At 69.0% G+C, this 26,397-nt stretch carries 26 protein-coding genes and 2 riboswitches; of the genes, 9 read left to right on the forward strand and 17 right to left on the reverse strand.

The annotated features are described in order from the left end of the window. The first annotated feature begins 189 nt into the window (after positions 1-189). Positions 190-1,710, forward strand: a complete 1,521-nt coding sequence (locus RV986_RS16080; protein ID WP_475918062.1) for a multicopper oxidase family protein — start codon at positions 190-192, stop codon at positions 1,708-1,710. 28 nt (positions 1,711-1,738) lie between these two features. Here RV986_RS16080 and RV986_RS16085 read toward each other — a convergent pair whose 3' ends face one another. From RV986_RS16085 to RV986_RS16095, 3 genes are all read right to left on the reverse strand, one after another. Then, a complete protein-coding gene (locus RV986_RS16085) occupies positions 1,739-2,908 on the reverse strand; it encodes a cysteine desulfurase family protein (protein WP_475918063.1) in 1,170 nt (389 codons plus the stop codon). A gap of 110 nt (positions 2,909-3,018) precedes the next feature. Next, complete coding sequence (locus RV986_RS16090) at positions 3,019-3,327, reverse strand: DUF4190 domain-containing protein (protein ID WP_475918064.1); 309 nt, start codon at positions 3,325-3,327, stop codon at positions 3,019-3,021. 22 nt (positions 3,328-3,349) lie between these two features. After that, on the reverse strand, positions 3,350-3,517 hold the full coding sequence (locus RV986_RS16095; RefSeq protein ID WP_475918065.1) for a hypothetical protein: 168 nt from the start codon (positions 3,515-3,517) through the stop codon (positions 3,350-3,352). A 144-nt stretch (positions 3,518-3,661) separates the two neighbouring features. Between RV986_RS16095 and RV986_RS16100 the strand changes: the two genes are divergently transcribed. Then, positions 3,662-4,288 carry a TetR family transcriptional regulator gene (locus RV986_RS16100; protein ID WP_475918066.1) on the forward strand — a complete coding sequence of 209 codons (627 nt, stop codon included), beginning with the start codon at positions 3,662-3,664 and terminating at the stop codon, positions 4,286-4,288. Between the two features lie 71 nt (positions 4,289-4,359). On the opposite strand, the gene RV986_RS16105 is transcribed toward RV986_RS16100, so the two are convergent. From RV986_RS16105 to RV986_RS16115, 3 genes are all read right to left on the reverse strand, one after another. Further along, the gene (locus RV986_RS16105) at positions 4,360-4,734 is read right to left on the reverse strand and encodes a hypothetical protein (RefSeq protein WP_475918067.1); all 375 of its coding nucleotides are present in this window, start codon (positions 4,732-4,734) and stop codon (positions 4,360-4,362) included. A gap of 125 nt (positions 4,735-4,859) precedes the next feature. Further along, positions 4,860-5,168, reverse strand: coding sequence for a hypothetical protein (locus RV986_RS16110; protein WP_475918068.1), 309 nt, complete (start codon positions 5,166-5,168; stop codon positions 4,860-4,862). 77 nt (positions 5,169-5,245) lie between these two features. Next, positions 5,246-6,106 (reverse strand): thioesterase family protein, encoded by an 861-nt coding sequence (locus RV986_RS16115; RefSeq protein WP_475918069.1) that lies wholly within the window; start codon positions 6,104-6,106, stop codon positions 5,246-5,248. A gap of 229 nt (positions 6,107-6,335) precedes the next feature. Between RV986_RS16115 and RV986_RS16120 the strand changes: the two genes are divergently transcribed. Then, a complete protein-coding gene (locus tag RV986_RS16120) occupies positions 6,336-7,565 on the forward strand; it encodes an alpha/beta hydrolase (protein WP_475918070.1) in 1,230 nt (409 codons plus the stop codon). On the opposite strand, the gene RV986_RS16125 is transcribed toward RV986_RS16120, so the two are convergent. From RV986_RS16125 to RV986_RS16170, 10 genes are all read right to left on the reverse strand, one after another. Beyond that, positions 7,465-8,130: a trimeric intracellular cation channel family protein gene (locus RV986_RS16125; protein ID WP_475918071.1), complete on the reverse strand. Its 666-nt coding sequence runs from the start codon at positions 8,128-8,130 to the stop codon at positions 7,465-7,467. The two genes, RV986_RS16120 and RV986_RS16125, sit on opposite strands and share 101 nt — an antisense overlap. A 66-nt stretch (positions 8,131-8,196) precedes the next feature. After that, positions 8,197-9,588, reverse strand: coding sequence for a M1 family metallopeptidase (locus tag RV986_RS16130; RefSeq protein WP_475918072.1), 1,392 nt, complete (start codon positions 9,586-9,588; stop codon positions 8,197-8,199). Between the two features lie 106 nt (positions 9,589-9,694). Then, positions 9,695-11,467, reverse strand: coding sequence for an ABC transporter ATP-binding protein (locus RV986_RS16135; RefSeq protein WP_475918073.1), 1,773 nt, complete (start codon positions 11,465-11,467; stop codon positions 9,695-9,697). Positions 11,468-11,490: 23 nt separating this feature from the next. Next, positions 11,491-12,579 (reverse strand): ABC transporter ATP-binding protein, encoded by a 1,089-nt coding sequence (locus tag RV986_RS16140; protein WP_475918074.1) that lies wholly within the window; start codon positions 12,577-12,579, stop codon positions 11,491-11,493. Then, positions 12,576-13,589, reverse strand: coding sequence for an ABC transporter permease (locus RV986_RS16145; protein ID WP_475918075.1), 1,014 nt, complete (start codon positions 13,587-13,589; stop codon positions 12,576-12,578). The genes RV986_RS16140 and RV986_RS16145 overlap by 4 nt, the downstream gene beginning before the upstream one ends. Before the next feature lie 100 nt (positions 13,590-13,689). Continuing rightward, positions 13,690-15,456 (reverse strand): ABC transporter substrate-binding protein, encoded by a 1,767-nt coding sequence (locus RV986_RS16150; protein ID WP_475918076.1) that lies wholly within the window; start codon positions 15,454-15,456, stop codon positions 13,690-13,692. Positions 15,457-15,513: 57 nt separating this feature from the next. After that, positions 15,514-16,512 (reverse strand): ABC transporter permease, encoded by a 999-nt coding sequence (locus tag RV986_RS16155; RefSeq protein ID WP_475924294.1) that lies wholly within the window; start codon positions 16,510-16,512, stop codon positions 15,514-15,516. Between the two features lie 445 nt (positions 16,513-16,957). After that, on the reverse strand, positions 16,958-17,758 hold the full coding sequence (locus tag RV986_RS16160) for an enhanced serine sensitivity protein SseB C-terminal domain-containing protein (RefSeq protein WP_475918077.1): 801 nt from the start codon (positions 17,756-17,758) through the stop codon (positions 16,958-16,960). Between the two features lie 192 nt (positions 17,759-17,950). Then, positions 17,951-18,751 carry an enhanced serine sensitivity protein SseB gene (locus RV986_RS16165; RefSeq protein WP_475918078.1) on the reverse strand — a complete coding sequence of 267 codons (801 nt, stop codon included), beginning with the start codon at positions 18,749-18,751 and terminating at the stop codon, positions 17,951-17,953. A gap of 104 nt (positions 18,752-18,855) precedes the next feature. Continuing rightward, the gene (locus RV986_RS16170) at positions 18,856-19,536 is read right to left on the reverse strand and encodes an AAA family ATPase (protein WP_475924295.1); all 681 of its coding nucleotides are present in this window, start codon (positions 19,534-19,536) and stop codon (positions 18,856-18,858) included. Positions 19,537-19,706: 170 nt separating this feature from the next. Further along, positions 19,707-19,807: riboswitch (glycine riboswitch) on the forward strand. Next, positions 19,808-19,919, forward strand: a riboswitch (glycine riboswitch). A gap of 34 nt (positions 19,920-19,953) precedes the next feature. On the opposite strand from RV986_RS16170, the gene gcvT reads away from it, so the two are divergent. Beyond that, positions 19,954-21,072 (forward strand): glycine cleavage system aminomethyltransferase GcvT, encoded by a 1,119-nt coding sequence (gene gcvT / locus RV986_RS16175; protein ID WP_475918079.1) that lies wholly within the window; start codon positions 19,954-19,956, stop codon positions 21,070-21,072. Here the strand turns inward: gcvT and RV986_RS16180 are convergent. Further along, a complete protein-coding gene (locus tag RV986_RS16180) occupies positions 21,054-21,224 on the reverse strand; it encodes a hypothetical protein (RefSeq protein WP_475918080.1) in 171 nt (56 codons plus the stop codon). The genes gcvT and RV986_RS16180 overlap by 19 nt on opposite strands. A 33-nt stretch (positions 21,225-21,257) precedes the next feature. Here RV986_RS16180 and gcvH point away from each other — a divergent pair, with 33 nt between their 5' ends. From gcvH to RV986_RS16205, 5 genes are all read left to right on the forward strand, one after another. After that, positions 21,258-21,635 carry a glycine cleavage system protein GcvH gene (gene gcvH, locus RV986_RS16185; RefSeq protein ID WP_475918081.1) on the forward strand — a complete coding sequence of 126 codons (378 nt, stop codon included), beginning with the start codon at positions 21,258-21,260 and terminating at the stop codon, positions 21,633-21,635. A 13-nt stretch (positions 21,636-21,648) separates the two neighbouring features. Next, a complete protein-coding gene (gene glyA / locus RV986_RS16190; protein WP_475918082.1) occupies positions 21,649-22,908 on the forward strand; it encodes a serine hydroxymethyltransferase in 1,260 nt (419 codons plus the stop codon). A 102-nt stretch (positions 22,909-23,010) separates the two neighbouring features. Beyond that, entirely contained in the window at positions 23,011-24,378 is a 1,368-nt protein-coding gene (locus RV986_RS16195) for an L-serine ammonia-lyase (protein WP_475918083.1), read from the forward strand. A gap of 374 nt (positions 24,379-24,752) precedes the next feature. Further along, a complete protein-coding gene (locus RV986_RS16200) occupies positions 24,753-25,256 on the forward strand; it encodes a type IV toxin-antitoxin system AbiEi family antitoxin domain-containing protein (protein ID WP_475918084.1) in 504 nt (167 codons plus the stop codon). Continuing rightward, positions 25,256-26,020 (forward strand): nucleotidyl transferase AbiEii/AbiGii toxin family protein, encoded by a 765-nt coding sequence (locus tag RV986_RS16205; protein WP_475918085.1) that lies wholly within the window; start codon positions 25,256-25,258, stop codon positions 26,018-26,020. The genes RV986_RS16200 and RV986_RS16205 overlap by 1 nt, the downstream gene beginning before the upstream one ends. Positions 26,021-26,397: the final 377 nt, after the last annotated feature.

A 26,397-nucleotide genomic window follows, 5' to 3' on the forward strand; every position in this document is an offset into this window, starting at 1 on the left:
TCCGGGTTGCGTGTGTCCGTTGCGTCCCGTGCGGCCGATGTGACCAGCCGCACATCAACTCTCCTTTTTTCCAGGCGAGTTGACGGAAGACCGATCCTGACTCGAAGTCAGCAAATTTCACAGCGAAGACGGCGTACTCCTAAGTCGGTCCCAGTCTTTACACAGTCCTTAGGCCAAGAGTCCACGGCCATGACGCACACTTCACAGTCCGCCTCCGGAGCGGGCAAGGACAAGAGCCAGTCCAAGACCAAGGGCAAGGGCATGCACCGCCGCAAGTTCCTCGGCGGGATGGCCGGCGCGGGCCTCGCGGCGGTGACCGCCGGCGGCACGGCCATCGCCTTGCTGACCAACGCGACCCAGAACAAGGCGCACGCCGCGGACATCACGCTGACCATCCCCGACCTCCTGGAGGGGACCACCACGGACGGCACCACGACGTTCACCCTGGAGGCGAAGGCGGGCACCAGCGAGGTGCTCAGCGGAGTGACCAGCACCACCGCGGGCTACAACGGGTCGTACCTCGGCCCGACCATGAAGTGGACCAACGGCGACACGGTCCTGCTGAACATCACCAACTCCCTGGGCGCCGACACCACTGTCCACTTCCACGGCGCGCACATCCCGGCCAAGATGGACGGCGGCCCGCAGAACGCCTTCGCCGACGGCACGACCTGGTCCCCCACGTTCACCGTCAAGGACGAGGCCAAGACCCTCTGGTACCACCCGCACGCCCTGGGCACCACGGCCGAGCAGGTCGTTCACGGCCTGGCCGGGATGATCATCGTCGAGGACACCTCGGACGCGTCGGCCGCGCTGCCGAGCGAGTACGGCGTCGACGACATCCCGATCATCCTGCAGTGCCTGGCGGTCGACACCGCCGGTGACATCAAGTACGAGGCCACCGGTTATCGCAGCTCCACCGTCACCTTCCCGGTGCTGGTCAACGGCACCAACGTCGACTCGACCACCCTCGGCTTCACCGCCACCAAGGCCCGCACCCGCTTCCGCGTCCTCAACGCCTCTCCGGCCGATATCATGACCGTCCAGCGCAGCGACGGCGGCACGCTCACCCAGATCGCCACCGACCAGGGCTATCTGACCGAGCCCACCGAGGTGACATCCATCCGGCTGGTGGCCGGCGCCCGCGCCGAGTTCGTCCTCGACGACGCGGACGCGGTCACCCTCCAGGCAGTCGTCACCACCGGCTGGATCCGCGGCGGCAGCGGCACGTACGACTTCCTGACGGTGACCCCGGAGGCCACCGACACGGCCACCGACCTGCCCAGCTCGCTCAACACGATCACCCGGTACGACACGACCGACTTCGCTGCGCGGACGATCACGCTCGGCCAGAGCGGGGCCACCATGCTGATCAACGGCACCGCGGGCACCACCATGGCCAAGATGACGATGATCAGCACCACGCTCGACGCCGAGGAGATCTGGACGATCAGCAACAGCACGCAGCTGGAGCACTCCTTCCATCTGCATGACGTGCCGTACCAGCTCATCGAGATCAACGGCGAGAAGCCCACCGGCGTCAACCTCGGCTGGTTCGACACCTTCGAAGTGGTCGGCGGTGGCTCCATCAAGATCGCGATGAAGTTCACCGACTTCACCGACGACACGTACATGTACATGCTCCACTGCCATCTGCTCCAACATGAGGACGAGGGCATGATGGCCTCCCTCATGGTGACGGACAGCTAGCCCGGTCCGTGGGTGGGCGCGGCGGAGGTCAGGTCAGACCGGCCGTCCGCGCCCGCTCCACCGCCGGGCCGATCGCCTTGGCCACCGCCGCCACGTCCGCCTCCGTGGAGGTGTGGCCGAAGGAGAAGCGCAGGGTGCCGCGGGCCAGGTCGGGGTCGGTGCCGGTGGCCAGCAGGACATGGCTGGGCTGGGCGACGCCGGCCGTGCACGCGGAGCCCGTGGAGCACTCGATGCCCTGGGCGTCCAGCAGGAGCAGCAGGGAATCGCCCTCACAGCCCGGGAACGTGAAGTGGGCGTTGGCGGGCAGCCGGCCCGCGGGGTCGGGGTCGCCGCCCAGGATCGCGTCGGGCACCGCCGCGCGTACGGCGTCGACCAGGGCGTCGCGCAGGACGCCGATCTCCCGGGCGAACCAGGCGCGCTGCTCGGTGGCGAGCCGCCCGGCGACCGCGAACGAGGCGATCGCGGGCACATCGAGCGTGCCGGAGCGCACATGCCGCTCCTGGCCGCCGCCGTGCAGCACGGGTACGGGGGTGTACTCGCGGCCGAGCAGCAGGGCGCCGATGCCGTACGGGCCGCCGATCTTGTGGCCGGAGACGGTCATCGCGGCGAGCCCGGAGCCACCGAAGTCGACGGGCACCTGGCCGAAGGCCTGGACGGCGTCGGCGTGCAGCGGGATGCCGAACTCGGCGGTGACGTCGGCCAGTTCGCGGATCGGCAGAACCGTGCCGATCTCGTTGTTGGCCCACATGACCGTGGCGAGGGCGACGTCGTCGGGGTTGCGGGCGACGGCCTCGCGCAGGGCGTCCGGGTGGACGCGGCCGTAGGAGTCGACGGGCAGGTACTCGACCGTGGCGCCCTCGTGTTCACCGAGCCAGTGGACGGCGTCGAGGACGGCGTGGTGCTCCACGGGGCTCGCGAGGACCCGGGTGCGGGCCGGGTCGGCGGCGCGGCGGGCCCAGTACAGGCCCTTCACCGCGAGGTTGTCGGCCTCGGTGCCACCGGAGGTGAAGACGACCTCACTGGGGCGGGCGCCGAGGGCCTCCGCCAGGGTCTCGCGGGCTTCCTCGACCGTCCGCCGGGCGCGGCGGCCGGCGGCGTGGAGGGAGGAGGCGTTGCCCGTGATGCTCAGCTGGGCGGTCAGTGCCTCTACCGCCTCGGGGAGCATCGGCGTGGTCGCGGCGTGGTCGAGGTAAGCCATGATGGCCCCGATTCTACGGGCCGTCCGGGCGTGACCTCGGCCCCCGTCGGCGTAACCACCGACCCGTCCCTCGGACGACGGCGCATCGGACGCCTCGTTCGGGCCCCGGATCAGAAGTTCCAGGACACCGTGCTGTCGAACTGCATGAACGCCACCAGGACCAGAAGATCGGCGATGCCGAGTCCCAGGCCGAGGAAGGCGCGGCCGCGGCGGGCGGTGCCGCGCCAGAGGGCGGCGGAGGCGAGGGCGATGGCGATCGGGCCCAGGAAGACGTTCAGGACCAGCAGACCGAGGAGACCGAGGACGAAGGAGGCGACGGCCATGCCGTCCGCGTCCCGTACGGCGGTCCTACGGGTGGCGGTGGGGGAAGCGGTGGCCGTGGCGGTGGCGGTGAGGGTGGTGCGCTCGGTGAGTTCCATGACGTGGGTCAGCTCCCGACGATCAGTTGGTGGAGGTGTGGCGCCGGCGCGCGTTGCGCTCGCGGACCGCGAAGACGGCCAGCCAGACGGCGATGACGACCGCGGCGACGAGGGAGACGGGCAGCGGGGCGTGGGCCACGGAGCCCATGACGACACCCAGCAGCAGGAGGGCGGCGACGAGGAACAGCATGAGATGCCTCTCGACGGTGAACCCCGAATGTTTCGGGGACCTGACGGCTCAGTGAACGGTTGTAGTAACACTTGTTCACTGACTCCTGAGTCTAGCGCGTCGCCCGGCTTTTCAATTACAGAGAACAGTTGTTAACTGCATGGCATGAGTCACACTCTCGGCATCCGGCAGGCCCAGAAGCAGCGGACCCGACAGGCGCTCCTGGACGCGGCGTTGGAACTGCTGGAGGAGCAGAGCCTGAGCAGCCTGGGTCTGCGGGAGGTCACCCGCGCCGTCGGAGTCGCCCCGACCGCCTTCTACCGGCACTTCCGTTCGACGGCGGATCTCGGTGTGGCGCTGGTCGAGGAGGCGCTGGGCAGTCTGCACCCGATGATCGGGGACACGGTCTCCGCGGCCGGTGACAGCGGCGAACGCATCGAGCGCGCGGTCGCCCTGATCGCCCACCATGTCGAGACCCAGCCGGCGCACGTCCGCTTCATCGCGCGTGAGCGGCACGGTGGCGTCCAGCCGGTGCGGCAGGCGATCAGCGAGCAACTGGCCCGGTTCGCCGAGGAGGTGCAGGTCGAGCTGGCCAAACACCCCGAGTCGGAGGGGTGGAGCGACGACGATCTGCTGATGCTCGCGGGCCTGTACGTCGACCAGATGCTGATGACGGCCTCGCTCTGCCTGGAGGCGCTGGAGGCGTCCGAGGAGGAACGGGAGCGGGTGGTCCGGGTGGCGGCCCGCCAGATGCGGCTGATCAGCATCGGCCGCCGCAACTGGCTGGGGTGACACACCCGTTCACCGAATACGTCACCCCCGAGAGCATCGAGTACGTCACCCCCGGCAGCGCCGAGGGCCGCTCAGCCCTGTGCGGCCTGCTGCCCCTGACCCGGCTGACCGCCACCGCCGGGGCCGCCACCGCAGCCACCCTGGCCACCGCCCTGGCCGCCACCCGGGCCACCGGACGGCATGCCCGAGGGACCGCCGGACGGCGCCTTGCCGGTGGGCAGGTTCGACGGCGTCCCGGACGGCGAGCCCGTGGGCATCCCGGAGCGTCCACCGGTCGGCATGCCCGAGGGGCCTCCGCTCGGCATGCCGGACGGCCGCTGACAGTTCTGGTTCGAGGTGCCGCTGTTCGAGGACGAGGACGACGAGTCGCCCGAACCACAGGCCGCCAGCAGCGGCGAGAGCGCCAGCAGGGCGACGGCGGGGACGAGTCGGGCACGAGGGTTCATGAGGCAACTCCCAGCCAGGACAGGTCGACCGGTTCATGAAAACCGGATGAGTGCGGGATGACGGGTGGCCAGAGGACCAGATCCACGTAGGGCCGCGCTGTGCCGAACCCGTGGTTGCCTGTGGGTCAACTTCCCTCGTGGGAGACGCGATCGCCCGCGTCCACGGCGCCGATCGCGGACGGCGCCCCGGCCGGTTCCACCCGCGCCCGCGGCGGCGACACCGCCTCCACCGCGTCCACGAAGGCCAGCAGCGTGCGGGCCTCGCGGACGACGCCGTACGACAGGTGCGCAAGGACCCACTCGCTCTCGCCGCCACCCTCCGGAAGCGCCGTGAGGGCGGACCGCGTCGAGCCGCGGGAACACGTCGAGGCGGGAAGCGCCGTACCTGAACTGTGACATCGAGACCGCCCCGCCGCCCCTCCACCCGGCGCCACCGAGCCGCGGTTCGGCTCGGTGGCGCCGGCTCCCGAAGGGGCCGACGCCCGTGGGCGGTTGGCCGGCCGGCGGTCGCTCAGCCGAGCCGGACCCGGGCGAGCTGTCGGGACTGTGCGACCAGCCGGTCCGCGCTGTCCCACACCTCGGCGTCCTCCTCCAGGAAGCCACCGGCGAGGTTGCGGGTGGTGATCGACACCCGCAGCGGACCCGGCGCCGGACGGCAGCGCACATGGACCGTCAGTTCGACCGTCGGCACCCAGCCGGACAGCCCGAACTCGAAGGCGGTCGGCGGCAGCGCGTCGACCGCGAGGAGCAGCGAGAGCGGGTCGGGGTCGCGGCCGTCGGCGAGCCCGAACCAGGACCGCATCTCGCCCTTCCCGGACGGCGCCCCGAGGGCCCAGCCCAGCGTCGAGGGGTCCAGCTTGAGCATCAGCCGCTCGGTGATGGCGGAGCTGCCGTCGACCGGGGTCGGTCCGTCCTCCGGGCCGAAGCAGTGCTCCATGGGCGGGATCGCGGGCGGCGTCGCCGTCGTACGGACGTCGTCGGGCAGTGCGTCGAGATCGCCGTACGAGGCGAGCACACGGATCCGTTCGACCTCGCGGCCCTCGTCGTCGTACTGGAAGAGCGAGGCCTGGCCGGTGGACAGGGTGCGCCCGGTCCGGACGATGTCCGTACGGATCACCGCGGGGCCGGGTTGCGACGCGGTCAGGTAGTGGGCGGAGATGGTGAACGGGTCGGTGTGGGGCAGTGCCTCCGAGAGGGCGCGGCCGAGGACGGCGAGGAGATAGCCGCCGTTGACGGCGCTGATGATGGTCCATCCGGCGGACACGTCGATGTCGTAGACGCCGGGTTCGCGCAGGGTGACCGCGGTGTCGCGGTCGAACTCGCTGTCACCGATCGTGGCGCGTGCGGCCTGTGCGGTAGCTGCTTCTGACATGCCTGAACGGTACAACAGGTGATTACTAAGCGGTAGCTTTTGCTGTTTCGGGCAGGTGACATCCCCGCATACCCACGGTGGGGTTCCGGGGTGGGGTTCCGGCAATTTCTTAGTAAGTGTCCGCACTGTTCCGTGAACCAACGGCTCCGGATTCCCCTCTCCAGGGACAGAGAACCCTATGCAGCCGCAGAGCCCTGACCCGGCCCGTCACAGGAAGACCGCACACATCGTGAGCCTCACCGGAACGCCGTTCCTCCTCACCACGATCGTCCTGGTCGCGGTCGCCCTCGTCGTCCCCCTCGTGCTGTGGTCGCGCATCCCCGGCCCGGCGCCGGTGCGCAGCGTGGCCCGGATGCTGATGCTGCTGTTCGCCCAGGGCACGGCGATCACCCTCGTCTTCGTGCTCGTGAACAACGCCAACAGCCTCTACGACAACTGGTCCGACCTGATCGGCACGGGCAACCATGTGCGGGCGGCCGCCGACCTCGGACGCGACGGCACCGGCGGTATCTCGGTGCGGCAGCTCCCCAGGGTCCACCAGAAGTTCTCGCCGGCCCACGGCCCCGGGATGCACCGGGCGGGCGGAGTGCGCGTCACCCAGCTGCGCGGCCAGGTGTCGGGCGTGGACGCGGAGGTCTATGTGTGGCTGCCGCCGCAGTACAACGAACCCGCCTACCGCAACCGCAAGTTCCCCGTCGTGGAGCTGCTGCCCGGCTATCCGGGCTCGGCGAAGGCGTGGTTCGGCTCCCTGAAGGTGCACGAGCAACTGCTGCCGCTGATGCGCGACGGGCGCGTCGCGCCGTTCATCCTGGTGGCGCCGCGCACGAATCTGGTGGCCAAGGCGGACACGGGCTGCGCGAACATCCCCGGCAAGGTGAACGCCGACACCTGGCTGAGCATCGATGTGCCGAAGATGGTGCTGGACAACTTCCGCGCGAAGTCCGCGCCGGACGGCTGGGGGGTGGCCGGCTACTCGGCGGGGGCGCACTGCGCGGCCAAGCTGACGGTCGCCCACCCCGACCGCTACCGGGCCGCGGTGAGCATGTCCGGGTACAACGACCCGATCGGCCAACGCGACTCGCTCGCGGCGCGGAGCGTCGCGCTGCGGCGGCAGAACAACCCCTTCCTGCTCCTCAAGGGCTACCGCACCCCGCCCCACGTCGCCCTCTACATCTCCGGCGAGGTCAACGACGGCTACCAGGCGGGCGTGGCGCTCCAGTCGATCGCCGAACCGCCGACGACCGTGCAGCTGGTGCTGCTGCCGCAGAGCGCCGGCGGCCACAACATGGCCCTGTGGCGACCGCAGATCCCCGAGGCCTTCCGCTGGCTGACCCTGGAGATCGGGCCGGGTGCGCGCGCTAAGGGGTCTCTGCCTCCGTCGCCGTCGACCGGCGATTCCAAGCGCGCGGCGCTCGCCAGTGGAAGCGCATCGCGAGCAGCCGCAGAACGAAGGCGGTGACCGCCGCGAGCCCGCTGGTGAAGGGGCTCAGCGCGTCGTAGCGCAGGCACAGGGCCACCATCGTGGCGCCGACGATCGCCGGGACCGCGTACAGGTCCCGGTCCCAGCGCAGCAGGGAGGGCACCTCGTTGGCGAGGACGTCGCGCAGCACACCGCCGCCGACCGCGGTGGCGAGACCGAGGGCGGCGGAGGCGGTCAGGCCGAGCCCGTACTCGTACGCCTTCGTGGTGCCCGCGACGCAGAACAGGCCGAGTCCGGCCGCGTCGAAGACGTTGACGGCGACCTGGATCCGCTCCACCTCCGGGTGGAGGAAGAACACCAGCAGGGCGGCGAGCAGCGGGGTGCTGAAGTAGCCGAGGTCGGTGAACGCCGCCGGCGGTACGGCCCCGATGATCAGGTCCCGGAACAGCCCTCCGCCCAGCGCGGTGACCTCGGCGAGGACGGCGATGCCGAAGACGTCGAAGTTCTTGCGGACGGCCAGCAGCGCGCCGGAGATCGCGAAGACGAAGATCCCCACGAGGTCGAGCAGATGCTGGACGGAGGGGCTGAACAGGTTCTGAAGCACCCGGACATTCTCACCCGCCACCTGCCGTGAACCTTACAAAGCAAGGTTCACGGCAGGTGGTACGACCTAGACCACGGGCTTGCCGGTGGTGTAGATCCAGGTCTGGAAGAGGTCGTCGAGCTGTTGGCCCGAGATCTTCTCGGCGAGCTTGACGAAGTCGGCGGTGTTGGCGTTGCCGTACTTGTGGAGCTTCGTCCAGGCGGGCAGCAGCTTGAAGAACGCGGTGTCGCCGATGCGCTCGCGCAGCATCTGGAGGGTCATCGCGCCGCGCTGGTAGACCGCCGAGGCAAACATGGTGTCGCGCTGCGGGTCGGCGACGACGGTCTGCCAGAAGGCCGAGTCCGCCGGGCGCGCGTTGTACCCGGCCAGGAAGGAATCGTGCGCCGAGCGGATGCCCTTGTGCTCGGACCACAGCCACTGGGCGTAGGTCGCGAAGCCCTCGTTGAGCCAGATGTCCTTCCAGCGCTCCACCGAGACGGAGTCGCCGAACCACTGGTGGGCCAGCTCGTGCACGATGGTCGTCTCCGAGCGCACGGCCGAGTACGCGGGCTTCGACTGCACCTCCAGCGAGAACCCGGCCTCCGGCATGTCGTCGACGATCGCGCCGGTCTCCTCGAAGGGGTACGGCCCGAAGACCTGCGACCAGTAGTCGGTCGCCTCGGCCGTCACGGCGTACACGTCGACGCTGTTGCTGTTCGCGAGCACCGGGTCGATGGCGACGTAGATGGGCGTCCCGGCCGGGGTCCTGCCCGTCCTGACGTCGAACTTCCCGATGGTCGCGGTCGCGAGGTAGGTCGCCATCGGCCGGTTCTCGCGCCAGTGCGTGACGGTCTGGTCGCCCTTGTCGTAGGTGGAGACCAGGCGGCCGTTGGAGACACCGGTCAGTCCCTTGGGGGCCTTGATCCGGATGTCGTAGGTGGCCTTGTCGGAGGGGTGGTCGCTGGAGGGGAACCAGGTGGAGGCGGCGTTGGGCTCACAGGCGACGAAGACGCCGTCGGCGGTCTTCATCCACCCGTAGTCGGAGCCGAAGACTATGGGGCCGTTGAGGGCCTCGGGGACACCGCCGTAGGTGACGGTAACGGTGAAGGTGCTGCCCTTGCGGAGCGCGCCGCGCGGGGTGATGTGGATCTCGTCGCCGTCGCGGGTGAAGTCGGCGCGTCTGCCGTTCACTTCGACGCGGGTGACCTCCAGCTTCTGGAGGTCGAGGTCGAAGGAGGAGAGGGACCGGGTGGCGCGGGCCGTGAGCGTCGTACGGCCGTCGAGACGGTCGGTGTCCGGGTTGTACGCCACGTCCAGGGCGTAGTGGCGGGCGTCGAAGCCGCCGTTGCCGAGCTGGGGGAAGTAGGGGTCGCCGATGCCGTCGGCGCCCGGGGTCGGGGCGGAGGAGGCGGCGATGACGAGGAAGGAGGCCGCCGCGGTGGCGAGGGCCCCTAAACGTGCCGAACGGGAGAGTGGCATGAGCGTCCCTTTCGTACGTGTTCCGATCGTTCCCGATCAGTTGGACACGCGAGACTCTGCACTCTCCCGTTCGGGCATGTTCATGACTTTGCCCAATCGTCATGGCCTACTTGTCAGTTGACTCCTGACCAGCGTTCTCCCCAGACCCCTTGGCGCCTGCGCCGGGCTTCCCGTCGGCAACGTCGCCGCCTGCGACGGCCTCTTCGGCGCCTGCGGCGGGGGCATCGCCTACAGCGGACTCGCCACCACCGGCGGGGGTTTCACCGACGGCGGGCTCCTCCGCTGCGGCGGGCTCGTCAGCAGCGGCAGAGGCTTCACCAGCAGCAGAGGCGTCGTCGGCGGCAGGCTCCTCCGCACGGGCGGGAGCGTCGCCTGCGGCGGACTCGTCACCAGCAGCAGAGGCTTCACCGGCGGCGGGCTCCTCCGCGCCGGCGGAGGCATCCGCAGCCGCAGACCCCTCGCCGGCAACGGACTCATCGGCTGCAGCGGACACCTCACCCGCGGCAGAAGCTTCGCCGGCGGCGGACTCCGCCGCCTCGGCGGGAGCATCACCCGCAGCAGGCTCGTCAGCAGCGGCAGAGGCTTCAGCGGCGGCGGACCCGTCACCAGCGGCAGAGGCTTCGCCGGCGGCGGACTCCGCCGTCTTCGTGGGCGCCTCGCCCGCGGCGGGCTCGCCCGGCGCGGTCGGGGCTTCGTCCGCGGCGGTGCTGGTGGCGGCCGTCGCCTCGGCGGGGGCCTCGGCGGTGCGTGCCGCCTCCGGGACCAGCTCAATGGCCTCCTTGGCGGCCGACAGCAGCACCACGTCCTGCGGCGCCTGGTCCTCCGCGTTCTCCGGGTGGTGACAGGCGACCTGCTGGCCGGGCTTCAGCTCCAGGAGCGGCGGCTCGGTCGTCTTGCAGATCTGCGTCGCCTTCCAGCACCGCGTGTGGAAGCGGCAACCGCTCGGCGGCGAGATCGGCGAGGGCACGTCACCCTTGAGCAGGATGCGCTCGCTCTTGGTGTTGCGCCGCGCCGGGTCCGGGATCGGCACCGCGGACATCAGGGCCTTGGTGTACGGGTGCATCGGCGCCGTGTAGAGCGAGTCGCGGTCGGCGAGCTCGACGATCTTGCCGAGGTACATCACCGCGATCCGGTCCGACACGTGCCGGACGACCGACAGGTCGTGCGCGATGATCACGTACGTGAGGCCGAGCTCCTGCTGGAGGTCGTCCAGCAGGTTCACCACCTGCGCCTGGATCGACACGTCGAGGGCCGAGACCGGCTCGTCCGCCACGACCAGCTTCGGGTTCAGCGCGAGCGCGCGGGCGATGCCGATGCGCTGGCGCTGACCGCCGGAGAACTCGTGCGGATAGCGGTTGTAGTGCTCGGGGCTGAGGCCGACGACCTCGAGCATCCGCTGCACTTCCTTCTTGATGCCGCCCTCGGGCATGACGCCCTGCAGCTTGAAGGGCGCGCTGACGATCGTGCCGATCGTGTGACGCGGGTTCAGCGACGAGAACGGGTCCTGGAAGATCATCTGCACATCGCGGCGCATCGGACGCATGCCGCCCGCGCTGAGGTGCGTGATGTCCTTGCCCTGGAACTCGACCTTGCCCCCGGTCGGCTCCAGCAGTCGCGTGATCAGCCGGCCCATCGTGGACTTGCCACAGCCGGACTCGCCCACGACGCCCAGGGTCTCCCCCGCGCGCACCTCGAAGTCGATGCCGTCGACGGCCCGCACCGCGCCGACCTGGCGCCCCAGCAGTCCCTTGCGGATCGGGAAGTGCTTCTGCAGCCCGGTCACCTTGAGCAGGGTCTCGCCGGAGGCGGCGCCCTTGGTGAGGGTCGCCCCGGGTGCCGCGTCCTGGGCCGCGCCGTCGCTCTGTGCAGGGATGGTCACTGCTTTGTCCTCTGCGTTCTCACTCACAGCTTGGGCGCAATCTCTTCGATCCAGATCTTCTCGCGCTGCTCCTGCGTCATGTGGCAGGCGGCCCAGTGCCCACTACCCACCTCGGTCAGCTCGGGGCGGACCGTGCGGGTGAGGTTGTCCTTGGGCAGGTCCGCGTACGGGCAGCGCGGGTTGAAGGCGCAGCCGGACGGCACGTTGATCAGCGAGGGCGGGGAGCCCTTGACCGGGATGAGGCGTTCGGTCTGCGCACGGTCCAGGCGCGGCATCGAGCCGAGCAGACCCCAGGTGTAGGGGTGCCGGGGCTCGTAGAACACCTTCTCGGCCGTACCGCGCTCGACACAGCGGCCGCCGTACATCACCAGGATGTCGTCGGCCATCTCGGCGACCACACCCAGGTCGTGGGTGATCATGATGACCGCGGAGCCGAACTCCTTCTGCAGATCCCGGATCAGGTCGAGGATCTGCGCCTGCACGGTGACGTCCAGGGCGGTGGTCGGCTCGTCGGCGATGAGCAGCTCGGGGTTGTTGACCAGCGCCATCGCGATCATCGCGCGCTGGCGCATACCGCCGGAGAACTCGTGCGAGTAGTTGTCGACACGCTTGGCCGGCTCGGGGATGCCGACCCGGTCGAGCATCTCGATCGCGCGGGTCCGCGCCACCTTCTTGCTGACCTTGTGGTGGGTGCGGTAGGCCTCGATGATCTGGGCGCCCACGGTGTAGTACGGGTGCATGGCCGACAGCGGATCCTGGAAGATCATCGCCATCTTCTGGCCGCGCAGCCGCCGTACGTGGTCGGGGTCGGCGCCGATGAGCTCCTCGCCGTCCAGCCACACCTCGCCGGAGATCTTCGCCTTGGCGGTGTGGTGCAGGCCCATGATGCCGAGCGAGGTGACCGACTTGCCGGAGCCTGACTCGCCCACGATGCCGAGGGTCCTGCCGGGCTTGACGTCGAAGCTGACGCCGTCGACGGACTTGACCAGGCCGTCGTCGGTGTCGAAGTGGATGCGCAGGTCGCGTACCGAGAGGAAGGCCCCCTCGGTATCCGCGGGCACGCTCGCCACGGGCTCCCCGACTGCCGCTCCGGTCTTGCTGAGTTCAGTCATGAAAGCCTCACCCGGGGATCAATGGCGGCGTACACCAGGTCCACCAGCAGATTACAGACGACGATGAAGAAGGCGGCGACCAGGGTCACGCCCATGACGATCGGCAGGTCGTTGTCCGAGACGCCCTTGACGGCGTAGAAGCCGAGGCCCTGGAAGGAGAAGACGTTCTCCGTGATCACGGCGCCGCCGATGAGCAGGCCGAAGTCCATGCCGAAGATCGTGACGATGGGCGTCAGCGCGGCCCGCAGACCGTGCTTGTAGACCACCTTGGACTCCCGCAGGCCCTTGGCGCGGGCGGTACGGATGTAGTCCTCGTTCATGGTCTCCAGCATTCCGGCTCGGGTGAGCCGGGCATAGAGCGCCGAGTAGAGGAACGCGAGGCTGCACCACGGGATGAGCAGGTTCCACGCCCACTCCGCCGGATTGTCGGTGAAGTTGACGTAGTTGATCCCGGTGTCCCAGATCGGCCACTGGACCGTGAAGACACCCAGCGCCAGCATGCCGGTGAAGAAGATCGGGAGGGAGACGCCGGCGAGGGCGACGCCCATGAAGAAACGGTCCAGGAACGAACCGCGCTTGAGCGCCGAGAGGACGCCCGTCGCCACACCGGTGGTCAGCCAGATGACTGCCGCGCCGATGGCGAGCGAGAAGGTCACCGGGATGCGGTCGGTGATCTGGGGCCAGACCTCGATGTGGGACTTGAACGAGTAGCCGAAGCACGGCGCGGAGCAGTGCGAGGAGTCGGGGCCGAACTTGTAGTCCGCGCCCACGAAGATCTGCTTGATGAAGTGCCAGTACTGGGTGTACAGCGGCTGGTCGAACCCGAGGTTCTGTTTCACCGCGGCAATGGAGGCCTTGTTGGCGTCCTTACCCACGTACTGAGCGGCCAGTTGGTCCATCGACTGCCCGGCGAGCCGGGGGACGAGGAAGAAAATCGCGAAGGTGACGGCGCTGACGATCAGCAGCAGCACCACAGCGCCAAACACGCGTCGGATGATGTACGCAGCCACAGCTGTCCGGCATCGGTGCCCGCCGGCCGGGGGTTTCCCGGCCGGCGGACACCGGCGCCTTCACCTGCCTTTCAGTCTCTTAAGCCCAACGGGCCCGCAACTACTTCGCGGAGCCCATCAGCAGGTAGTCGTACATGCCGAGGTAGGCCTGGGTGACCGTGACGTTCGTCGCGGAGGTCGGCCGCAGCAGCAGGTTCTTGCGGTAGAGCAGCGGAACGACGGAGGCGTTCTCCATCACCAGCTTGTCGATGTCGCCCCACGCCTGGGTGCGGGCGGTGGCGTCGGTGTTGCCGATGGCCTTGTTCAGCGCGTTGTTGATCGCCGGGTCGTTCAGCTCCGAGACGTTGTTACCACCGGACGGCTTGATGGCCGAGCCGTTGATGATCTGGTCCAGGAAGCCGAAACCGGTCGGCCAGTCGGCACCCCACGCGGTCATGATGATGCCCAGGTCGTGCTCGTGCACGTAGCTGGGAACACCCGCGAAGTTCGAGAAGTACTTGCCGGACGGGAACGACTTGATGTTGACCGTGATGCCGATCTTCTTCAGCGACGCCTGGATGGCGGTGGCCATGGCCATCTCCGCCGGGCGGTCCGAACGGGCCGACAGGTTGGTGGTGAAGCCGTTCGGCTTGCCACACGCCTTCAGCGACGCCTTGGCCTTGGCCTCGTCGCCCTTGTTGCCCGCGCTCGGGTACAGGTCGAACTTGGTGTAACCGTTGACCGTCGGGGGCAGCAGCGTGGTGGCGACGTCACCCTTCGGGTCACCGCCGGCCGCGGCCTGGACCGAGGCCTTGTCGAGACCCCACTGGACGGCCTTGCGGCAGTCGATGTTGTCGAACGGCTTCACGTGCAGGTTGAGACCCGCGTACCCGGTCGCACCGGCGTAGGAGCTGTCCAGCTGACCCTTGTACTTGGCGCTGGTCAGCACCTTCGGCTGGGTCTCCGGGGCCACACCGGTACCAGCGCCGTCAACCGTGATGTTGTCGGACATCAGGTTGTTGTCGATGGTGGTCTGGTTGACCTTGAAGCGGATCGAGATCTTGTCCGGCAGCGCCTTGCGGATCGGGTCCGTCGCCGGGTCCCAGTTGGTGTTGCGGACGAGGGTGGCGCTCTTGCCCTCCTCGTACGACTCGAACTTGTACGGGCCCGAGGACACGATCTTCTGGACGTACGAGGCGCCCGTGTCCTTCGCCTGCGGCACCGGCGCCGTCTGGTTGAACGTCGCCAGGTAGTCGAAGTCCGCGAAGGCGTCCTTCAGCTTGAAGACGATCGTCTGGTCGTCCGGGGTCTCGATGGACTTGAGACCGTCCTTGGACTTGTCCTTGTAGGGACCCGTGTACTTGTCGCCGCCGACGAGGTGCGCCTTGAAGTACGTCGGACCGTTGGACAGCGCCTCGGGGGCGAAGTTGGAGCGCTCGACGGCGTACTTGACGTCCTTCGAGGTGATCGGGGTGCCGTCGTCGTACTTCAGACCCTTGCGCAGCTTGTACGTCCAGGTCTTGGCGCCGTCGCTGGGCACGCCGAGGCCCTCGGCCAGGTCCGGAACGACTTCCAGGCCGGCGTTGCCCGCTGCGGGCTTGAAGGTGGTGAGCGAACGCGCGTAGAGGCGGGAGAAGTTCTGCACCCAGCCGTAGTACGTGTTGCCCGGGTCGAGCGAGTCCGGCACGTCCGACATCTCGTAGGAGACGGTGCCGCCCTTCTTCGTGCTCGGGTTCACGATCGAAGTGAGTGCGGCGTCAGCCTTGGCGGAGGCTCCCCCCTTGCTACCGCCCCCGCCGTCTCCGTCGTCGGAGCTGCTGCACGCAGACGCCCCCAGCGTCAGCGCCACCACAGTGGCGACTGCAGCTGTCACTTTCTTGGTCTTCACCTGAGGAAAGCCCCCTCGATTGATGGTTGCGGCGGACGAACTGCCTGTTGCCGCGCGTTACTTGCTGCGGGGATCGAGTGCGTCACGCAGCCCGTCGCCCAGCAGGTTGAATGCCAGGACCGTGATGAAAATGGCCAGGCCCGGCACGATCATGTACATCGGATCGGTCTCGTAGAGGCCGGCGGCGCTGGAGAGCATGCCGCCCCAGGAGGCCTGGGGCGGGGCGATGCCCACGCCGAGGTAGCTCAGGCCCGCCTCGAAGAGGATGTTCGTCGGGATCAGCAGCGTCGCGTAGACCAGGATCGGCGCGACGAGGTTGGGCAGCAGCTCCCGGAAGAGGATGAACGGCCCGCGAGCACCCAGGCTGCGGGCGGCCTCCACGAACTCGCGCTCACGCAGACTGAGCGTCTGCGCACGCACGATGCGTGCCATGTACGGCCAGTTGAAGAATCCGATCACGAAGATGAGTACGGCGATCCGCAGCGGAAGTCCGGTCAGTCCGAACGCTCCGTCCTGCAGCGAGGCGGAGATCGAGATCGCGAAGAGCAGCAGCGGGAAGGCCAGGAAGGTGTCCATCGCGCGGCTGATGATCGTGTCGATCCAGCCGCCGTAGAAGCCCGCGACCACCCCGAACACTACGCCGAGCACGACGGACAGCAGCGTGGCGCCACCGGCGACCAGCAGGGAGACCCAGGAGCCCTCGATGATGCGGGTCATGACGTCACGCCCGAACTGCGGGTCGACGCCCAGCGGGTGGTCCCAGCTGATGCCGCCCCAGCTCCCCTTGGGGGACAGCAGGGCGGGGTCGATGAGGTCCTGGTGGAACTCGTTGGGGTCCAGACCGAAGATCGCCTCGATGGGCTTCGCCAGCACCGCCATCAGAATCAGCAGAATGACGACGATTCCGCCCGCCACGGCCACCTTGTCCCGCTTGAAACGGAGCCAGGCGATCTGTCCGAGGGAACGACCTTGGATCTGGCTCTGTTTGGCCCCGGCGAGGACTGCCTCCGGCTGCGCCTCGGCAGCCGCCCCGGTGGTCTCGATCGGTGCGGTCACAGTGCCCTGACCCTTCTCGCCGGTGGTCACCGGCCTCTGCATGCCGCGGTCCACGGCTTGCCTCGCCTACAACGTGCGCAGTCGCCGCAGATGATGCGGCGCCGCTGCGCTCTTGAACTACGACTTGATCTATGACTTGAGCTACGACTGTCTCGCTCACAGGATCGATGACCCCACGTCTGACACGGGAGTCTTCAGCGACTCCACGATCACGTGCCAGAGCTGACGGAGAAAGTATGCGTAACCGTGATGCTGTCAGGAGGATTCCGTTATCCGAACAGTGGGTAACGGGGGTCGGACAGTGGACAGTTGGGGTTGAAAGGGCCACAGGGCCCCCTTTCGCCGCTTGTCACCCCACAAGCGGACATCTGACCCTTACGCTTCCTTGCGCGCAGGTCAGCACGGTCGGGCACGTGAAGAACGAGGAGGCCGAACGAGTATGTCTTCAGTATGAGCGAGGCTGCGGGTACCCGTAGCCACCCGCCATCGGCGCCTGCGCCGGAGCGGCCGCGTGCGCCTCCCGGTCGTAGAACGGCCGGGCGTTGGCGCGCAGCCACATCGCCACCGGGTCGTACTCGTCGGACATCGCGACGGTCGACACGGGCAGCCCGTCCGGCACCGCGCCGATCGACTGCTGCATCATCGCCCGTACCGAGTCCACGGCGGGCGGCGAGGTGTCGTAGACATCGAGACCGATGGCCAGATAGGGCGCCCCGAGCGCGGGCTGCACCCACGCGCGGCGCAGCGAGCGCACGGCGGGCGTGCGGTGCGCGTTCTGCGTGAGCAGGGCGTAGAACTGCGGGATCTCGATGCCCGGTTCGGAGAGCCGCACCGGACCCGCGGGCTGGCGTTCCAGGCCCGCGGCGATTCTGCGCAGATCCAGCCACGGGATGCCGACCCCGCCGCCGGGGGCATGCGGATTCAGCCAGAGTCCGAAGTGGTCGGGGTAGAGGGTGCGGGCCACATCCAGACCGTCGACGACCTCGTACGACCGGTTCCAGCCGCTGGCCGAGAGTTCCTGGGCGGAGGTGACGCACGGCGCGTAGCCGAAGCCGTCCACCTCCATGTTCCCGTACTGCGCGTCCGGCGAGCCGGCCTGGCCGTGCCAGAGCAGCATCCAGACCTGGCCGGACGACGGGGTCGCGAGCGCGCGAAGGAGCGCCTCGTAGGCGTCGTAACGCCCGGGCGTCACCTGGCGCAGCATGTGCTCGACCTGCCCGGCCGCGGCCGTGCCCGACGCGCTCACCCTCAACCGCCCCTTCGCGAAGAAATCATGACGAAATCACGACGAAATCACGCAATACGCCGACGGCGCTCGTGACGAACGTGAGTCGACACTTCGACAACACCTCGACCGAACCCCGACCGAGCCATGAAACCAGCTTAAGCGGCGAACCTGACAGCGACTTGACGCACGGCGCGGGAGGTCTGTGCCGCGTCAGTACCCCTGCTGGTAGAACGGGCGCACATTCGCCCGCATCCAGTCCCCCACCGGATCCTGTGCGACATCGAGGAACACCATGTTCACGGGCCGCTCCACCGGCACCCGGCCGAGCGCCCGGCCGAGCGCGTCCAGCGGGAGCGTACGGGCGTCGCCCTCCCATCCGGACAGTTCGACCCCGATGAACATCAGCGCCTCGCCGCCCTCGACGCTGGCCAGGCAGCGGCGCGCGGTCAGCACCACACCGGCCGCCGCGAACTCGGCCGAGGCCGCGGCCAGGAAGTCCACCGGGTCGTCCTGCCAGTCGGGCTCGAAGAGCCGCACCCGGCCGCCGCTCGCGATCCCGTCCAGCGGGGTGCGCCCGGCCCGGCACAGCTCGGCGACCGCGGGTGGCGGCAGCGGCACACCGACCACGCCGTCCGGGTTGATCGCGATGCCGAGCTGCGGGGGCAGGCCGCGGGCGAACTCGACGGCGGGCGCGATCGTGTACGACAGGTGGCCGCCGACGACCTGGCGGAACTGCTCCTCGGAGCTGAAGACCGGCACATACGCCTGGCCCTCGATCTCCAGCGTGGGCAGGTCGAGGGAGTCCGCGTGCGGTCCGCCGCCGTTGGGCAGCGGCACCCAGACGAAGCTGCGGCTGAGAACCTCGACGATGCGGCCGCCGGCCGAGGGCACTCCGAGGGACGCGGAGAGCACCTCTTCCAGTTCGTTGCCCGGCCAGCCGCCGTGCGGGTGGGCGTGCGGGTGCGCCGGTGCCGGGGAGTCCGGGAAAGCCTGGAATTCGGGGAAGTCCATCTGTCTACCTGTCTACCGCCTGCTGTGAACCACTGTTCTGGTGTTCTGGCTGGAAAGATTAGTGGGCTCGTAGGACTTCCAGGACTCCTTGACTCCTCGACTCCTCAGTCGCCGAAGTCGATCCGGCGCAGTACGTCCGCCGCGTCCCGGTCCAGGAGCACCGCCGAGCCGCAGCCCTCCGGCAGATCGCCCCGCTCGACGGAGCGCAGCAGCCGGGCGACCGCGCCCCGGTGGCGCGCGAACGCGTACCGCGAGACGCCCCGGCCGCGCTCGCGCTGGCCCTCCAGCGCCGTGCCCGGCGTGACGTCGAGCAGCAGCAGCTGCAGGGTGCCGCCCCGGCGGCGGGCCTCGCGGGCCAGCCAGCGGCGCACCCAGGCCTGCGTACCGCAGTCGTGCACGACGACGCCGGCGCCGGAGCGCAGCGCTCCGCGCAGGCCCACGTAGTGCGCGAGGCGGACGAAGGGGCGGTAGACCGCGTACGGCAGCCGGCGGGAGAGCCGGCCGTCCCAGCGGTCGCGGGTGTCCTGGGAGTCGATGCGGGCGCCCGTGACGGCCCGGCGCATCAGGGTCGACTTTCCGCTGCCGGGCAGCCCGGTGACCACGACGACGTCCGCGGCCCCGAAGTACAGACCGTGCGGGCTGCGTCCCGCGCGCTGCCTGAGGTCGCGGACGAAGGCCGCCGGGAGCGGTCCGCACGCTTCCCGGGCCCGGGCCGGGGCGCCGGGCTGTTCGGGCAGCGCGACGCCCGAGGTCGTCGCGTACGCCGTGGTCCTGTTCACCGTGATCGTCCTCCCCTTGGGGTGTGGAGTCTCATCCCCGTCGAGTGTAAAGAGAAGGTAATGCGCGGTGTCTCTCATTTCCGTACGCGGACTGCCACAGGCCGGTTACAGATGCGGACTGCCGTGATCGGACGGCGCGTGCGATGATGTGCCCGCCAAACTGCATACCGGCCGCTTGAATCCGCGCGGGAGAGTTCCGGGGACCCACGGGTACCCGGACGCCGAAGGAGCAAGTCCCTCCCTTGAATCTCTCAGGCCCCGTTACCGCGCGGGCGAGGCACATCTGAAAAGCGGGCCGCCGTCCGGCGGCTCCACCCAAGGTGCAAGTCAGGACCACCGTTCGCGGGGTCGTGATGAACCTCTCAGGTTCCGATGACAGATGGGGAGGAACGACCTCGCCGTCATGCCTTGGGAGCCCCACCGATGAGCAGTAACGCACCCCGTCTCACCGCGCTCGATGCCCTGCATCGCTCGCTCGGCGCGACGATGACCGACTTCGCGGGCTGGGACATGCCCCTGCGGTACGGCTCCGAGCGTGACGAGCACCTCGCCGTCCGCACGAAGGCCGGTCTCTTCGACCTCTCGCACATGGGCGAGATCACCGTCACCGGCCCGCGGGCGGCCGCGCTCCTGAACCACGCGCTCGTCGGCGACATCGCCTCCGTCGGCGTCGGCCGTGCCCGCTACACCATGATCTGCCGGAAGGACGGCGGCATCCTCGACGACCTGATCGTCTACCGGCTGGCCGAAACCGAGTACATGGTCGTCGCCAACGCCTCCAACGCCCAGGTGGTGCTGGACGCGCTGACCGAGCGCGCCGCCGGTTTCGACGCCCTCGTGCGCGACGACCGCGACGCGTACGCGCTGATCGCCGTCCAGGGCCCCGAGTCCCCCGGCATCCTCAAGTCCCTGACCGACGCCGACCTGGACGGGCTGAAGTACTACGCGGGTCTGCCGGGCACCGTCGCGGGCGTCCCGGCGCTGATCGCCCGCACGGGCTACACCGGCGAGGACGGCTTCGAACTGTTCGTGGCCCCGTCCGACGCCGAGAAGCTGTGGCAGGCGCTGACCGAGGCGGGCGCGCCCGTCGGTCTCGTCCCCTGCGGTCTGTCCTGCCGCGACACGCTGCGCCTGGAGGCGGGCATGCCGCTGTACGGGCACGAGCTGAGCACCACGCTCACCCCCTTCGACGCGGGGCTCGGGCGGGTCGTGAAGTTCGCCAAGGAAGGGGACTTCGTGGGGCGTGCCGCTCTCCAGGAGGCCGCCTCCCGAGCCCAGGAGAACCCGCCGCGGGTGCTGGTCGGCCTGATCGCCGAGGGCCGTCGGGTACCGCGTGCCGGGTACGCCGTCGTCGCCGGCGGCGAGGTGATCGGCGAGGTCACCTCCGGCGCGCCCTCCCCCACGCTGGGCAGGCCGATCGCGATGGCGTACGTCGACGCCGCGCACGCCGCACCGGGCACGAGCGGGGTCGGCGTGGACATCCGGGGCAGCCACGAGCCGTACGAGGTCGTGGCGCTGCCGTTCTACAAGCGCGAGAAGTAGCTCCGGGCCCGAAAGAGCTCGGCGGTCCAGCGCGCCCACGTGACGCCACGCCCCGGGTGACGTCTCGTATCCCAGGACCACCCGTCCATCTCCTCCACCTCCTTCATCTCCTCCACCTCCTTCATCCCGTTCATCTCCTTCATCCCGTTCATCAGCACTCCCCCGCGTACAGGAGAATTCAGGCCATGAGCAACCCCCAGCAGCTGCGCTACAGCAAGGAGCACGAGTGGCTGTCGGTCGCCGAGGACGGCGTCTCGACGGTCGGCATCACCGAGTTCGCGGCCAACGCGCTCGGCGATGTCGTCTACGCCCAGCTTCCGGAGGTCGGTGCCACGGTGACCGCGGGCGATTCCTGCGGCGAACTGGAGTCGACCAAGTCCGTCAGCGACCTGTACGCACCGGTCACCGGTGAGGTCGTGGAGACCAACCAGGACGTCGTGGACGACCCGTCGCTGGTGAACTCCGCCCCCTTCGAGGGCGGCTGGCTGTTCAAGGTACGCGTCACGGACGAGCCGGCCGACCTGCTCTCCGCGGACGAGTACACCGAGTTCTCCGGCTCCTAAGGACTTCCGACCGATGTCGCTTCTGAACACACCCCTGCACGAGCTGGACCCGGACGTCGCCGCCGCCGTCGACGCCGAGCTGCACCGCCAGCAGTCCACCCTGGAGATGATCGCCTCGGAGAACTTCGCTCCGGTCGCGGTCATGGAGGCCCAGGGCTCGGTCCTGACCAACAAGTACGCCGAGGGCTACCCCGGCCGCCGCTACTACGGCGGCTGCGAGCACGTCGACGTGGTCGAGCAGATCGCCATCGACCGCGTCAAGGCGCTCTTCGGCGCCGAGCACGCGAACGTGCAGCCCCACTCGGGCGCCCAGGCCAACGCGGCGGCGATGTTCGCGCTGCTGCAGCCCGGCGACACGATCATGGGTCTGAACCTCGCGCACGGCGGGCACCTGACCCACGGCATGAAGATCAACTTCTCGGGCAAGCTCTACAACGTGGTCGCGTACCACGTGAGCGACGAGACCGGTCAGGTCGACATGAACGAGGTCGAGCGCCTCGCCAAGGAGTCCCGGCCGAAGCTGATCGTGGCGGGCTGGTCGGCGTACCCGCGTCAGCTGGACTTCGCCGCGTTCCGCCGGATCGCGGACGAGGTCGGCGCCTACCTGATGGTCGACATGGCGCACTTCGCGGGCCTCGTGGCCGCGGGTCTGCACCCGAACCCGGTCCCGCACGCCCACGTGGTCACCACCACGACCCACAAGACGCTGGGCGGCCCGCGCGGTGGCGTGATCCTTTCCACCGCCGAACTGGCCAAGAAGATCAACTCCGCGGTCTTCCCGGGCCAGCAGGGCGGTCCCCTGGAGCACGTGATCGCCGCCAAGGCCGTCTCCTTCAAGGTCGCCGCCTCGGACGACTTCAAGGAGCGCCAGCAGCGCACGCTGGACGGCGCGCGGATCCTGGCCGAGCGCCTGGTCCAGGACGACGTCAAGGCCGTAGGGGTGGACGTCCTCTCCGGCGGCACGGACGTGCACCTCGTCCTGGTCGATCTGCGCGACTCCGAGCTGGACGGGCAGCAGGCCGAGGACCGCCTGCACGAGGTCGGCATCACCGTCAACCGCAACGCCATCCCGAACGACCCGCGCCCGCCGATGGTCACCTCAGGTCTGCGCATCGGCACGCCCGCCCTCGCCACCCGCGGCTTCCGGGCCGAGGACTTCCGCGAGGTCGCGGACATCATCGCCGAGACGCTGAAGCCGTCGTACGACGTGGCGGGCCTGCGGGCCCGGGTGACCGACCTGGCGGAGAAGCACCCGCTCTACCCCGGGCTGTAGTCGGCCCCCGGGGCACTGCGCACACTGGAAGGTGCGCGGTGCCCCACCCCTCGCTCCCCCTTGTGCGGAGCCCCTCGCACCACCCCGTTATGAGGAGTCCCCGTGGCCATCTCGGTCTTCGACCTGTTCTCGATCGGCATAGGCCCGTCCAGTTCTCACACGGTGGGGCCGATGCGCGCGGCCCGTATGTTCGCCAGCCGTCTGCACAACGAGGACCTGCTGCCCTCGGTGGCCTCGGTCCGGGCCGAGCTGTACGGCTCCCTGGGCGCGACCGGCCACGGCCACGGCACCCCCAAGGCGGTGCTGCTGGGTCTGGAGGGCGCGTCGCCGCGGACGGTGGACGTGGGGGGCGCCGACGACCGCGTGGAGCAGATCAAGTCGTCGGGCCGTCTCTCGCTGCTCGGCTCGCACGAGATCCCGTTCTCCTTCGCCGACGACCTGGTCCTGCACCGCCGCAAGGCCCTGCCGTACCACGCGAACGGCATGACGGTCTTCGCCTACGACGCCTCCGGCGCACTGGTACTGGAGAAGACGTACTACTCGGTCGGCGGCGGCTTCGTGGTCGACGACGACGCGGTCGGCGAGGACCGCATCAAACTCGACGACACGGTCCTCAAATACCCCTTCCGCACGGGCGACGAGCTGCTGCGCCTGGCGAAGGAGACCGGCCTGTCGATCTCCGCCCTGATGCTGGAGAACGAGCGGGCCTGGCGCACCGAGGAGGAGATCCGCGAGGGCCTCCTCTCCATCTGGCACGTGATGCAGTCCTGCGTCTCCCGGGGCATGTCCCGCGAGGGCATCCTGCCGGGCGGCCTCAAGGTCCGCCGCCGGGCCGCCGTCTCGGCCCGCCAGCTCCGGGCGGAGGGCGACCCGTTGGCCCACGCGATGGAGTGGATCACGCTCTACGCGATGGCGGTGAACGAGGAGAACGCGGCGGGCGGCCGGGTGGTCACGGCCCCCACGAACGGCGCCGCCGGCATCATCCCCGCGGTCCTCCACTTCTACATCAACTTCGTCCCGGGCGCGGACGAGGACGGCGTGGTCCGTTTCCTCCTCGCCGCCGGTGCGATCGGCATGCTCTTCAAGGAGAACGCCTCCATCTCCGGTGCCGAGGTCGGCTGCCAGGGCGAGGTCGGTTCGGCCTGCTCGATGGCCGCCGGCGCCCTCGCCGAGGTCCTCGGCGGCTCCCCCGAGCAGGTCGAGAACGCCGCCGAGATCGGCATGGAACACAACCTCGGCCTCACCTGCGACCCGGTCGGCGGCCTCGTCCAGATCCCCTGCATCGAACGCAACGGCATGGCCGCGGTGAAGGCGGTCACCGCGGCGAAGATGGCCATGCGCGGCGACGGCTCCCACAAGGTCTCCCTCGACAAGGTCATCAAGACCATGAAGGAGACGGGCGCGGACATGAGCGTCAAGTACAAGGAGACGGCGCGGGGCGGGCTGGCGGTCAATATCATCGAGTGCTAGGGGAACGGGCCCTGACCAGCGCGTTCGTTTCTTTCGGCGCTGTCGGGGCCTTCCCTGCTTACCTGGCGGAAAGTCCCCGGAATGCCCCTGGGACAGACGTGAAAGTCCCTGAAAAGTCCCCGGGAAGTCCCCATGGAAGGAGCTCTTGACCTGCGGTTTCGCAGCACGTGATCAACACCGGATACACCGCTCACACGCCACTGGACGTATCAAATCGATCCCCTGAGTCCACCTGAGGGGTGTCATTCGATACATGAGTGCTGCGGAAAACTCGCGCCTGGAACAGCGGCTGGCCGGCCTCTCCCCCACATTCACGACGGCGCAGGCGCGTCAGGCCCTCCTCTCTCTCCTCCCCCCCCCGCGATCTGGCGCACTTGGTCGCAGAAGCGCAGATAGACGAACTGTCCCGTGGGGTGTACCGGCGGGCAGACGCCCCGGAGACGGCGCACGCGGATCTGCTGGCCGTGTGCGCACGGGCCCCTCGCACCGTCGTGTGTGGTGAATCCGCCCTGGCCCTGCATGAGCTGATCGACGACATCCCCGCAGCAGTACACATCGCCGTGCCGCGCGGTACACGCCGCCCGACGATTTCCTACCCGCCGACCGTGGTGGCGCAGTACGCCGCGAAGACCTTCGACCTCGGTATCGAACGGTTCGAAGCAGCCCCGGGAGAGACCATCCCCATGTACAACGCAGCCCGCAGCGCCGTCGACGCGATGCGCCACCGCAGCCGCCTCGGCGAGACCCTCGCCCTGTCCGCGCTCGGCCGCTACCTGCGCCGGAGCGGACGCGGCGGGGTCGGCGAACTCCAGCACATCGCACGCGAGTTGGACGCTCTCTCCGTCGTCCGCCCCGCCGTAGAGGCGGTGCTCACCTGATGGCCAACCCCACCCGCGACGCCACCGCAGGCCGCGTCTACAACGACCTGCGCAACCTGGCCCGCCGCAACAGCCGGTCCAGGGACGAGGTCATGGTCGAGTACGTCCTCGAACGGTTCCTCTACCGCCTGGCCTCATCGCCCCTGGGCCGGGAGCACTTCGTCCTCAAGGGTGGCCTGCTGCTCGCCCAGTTCGGCGCACGTCGAATGACCCGCGACATCGACATCCTCGGCCGATCGTTCCCAGGCACAGAAACCGAGATCATCCACAGAATCGCGGCCATCGCCGCCACCGAGAGCGACGACGGAGTCGTATTCGATCCCGCGACACTCAAGACCGTCCCCATCCGCGAGGAGGACGAGCACCACGGTCTGCGCCTGTCCATGGCTGTCTCCATCGCCCGGGCCCGACTCAAGCTCCAACTGGACGTCAGCTTCGGCGACCCCGTCACGCCCGGCCCCCGGCTCATCAACTACCCACAGCAGCTCACGGAGGAAAGCTTCCAGATCTTCGGCTACCCACTGACCACCGTCATCGCCGAGAAACTCTCCACCGCCGTCTCACTCGGCGACCTCAACACCCGCGACCGCGACTACGGCGACCTCTACCGCCTGCTCACCCTCAACGACCTGGACGGCCAAGAACTCACCACAGCACTGACCGCCACCGCCACACACCGCGGCATCACTCTGAAATCGCTCAGCTCCACCATCACCGACCTCGGCGAGCGCCGCCAGATCTCCTACACCGCCTGGCGCCGCTGACAAGGCCCCGCCGCAACCAGCTACCCCGAACGCTTCACGGACGTCGTCCGGCAGGTCACCGCCTTCGCAGACATACTTCTCAACGGCGACGCCATCACCCTCACTTGGAGTGCGGCGGCCCTCACGTGGTCATGAACCAGACCTGGCCGACCGACCAGGCCTTCGGGGCGAACCCGAGACCTACGCATTACGAGACCGAGAGCGATCATGTTGCCCGGTGCCGCGTGGTGCCACCTCGTGACGTTCTGCCTGATCAGAATTGAAGAGTCCGGTTGAACCATGCCACTCGGTGTTGCACCGTCCAAAGGCGTCTGTCCACCGGCTGTCCACCGGAGAGGACTGGCTGGAGGCTGGTGCAGCCGCCGGTCGGCCTCCGA

The sequence above is a fragment of the Streptomyces sp. RLA012 genome, from assembly GCF_056270325.1.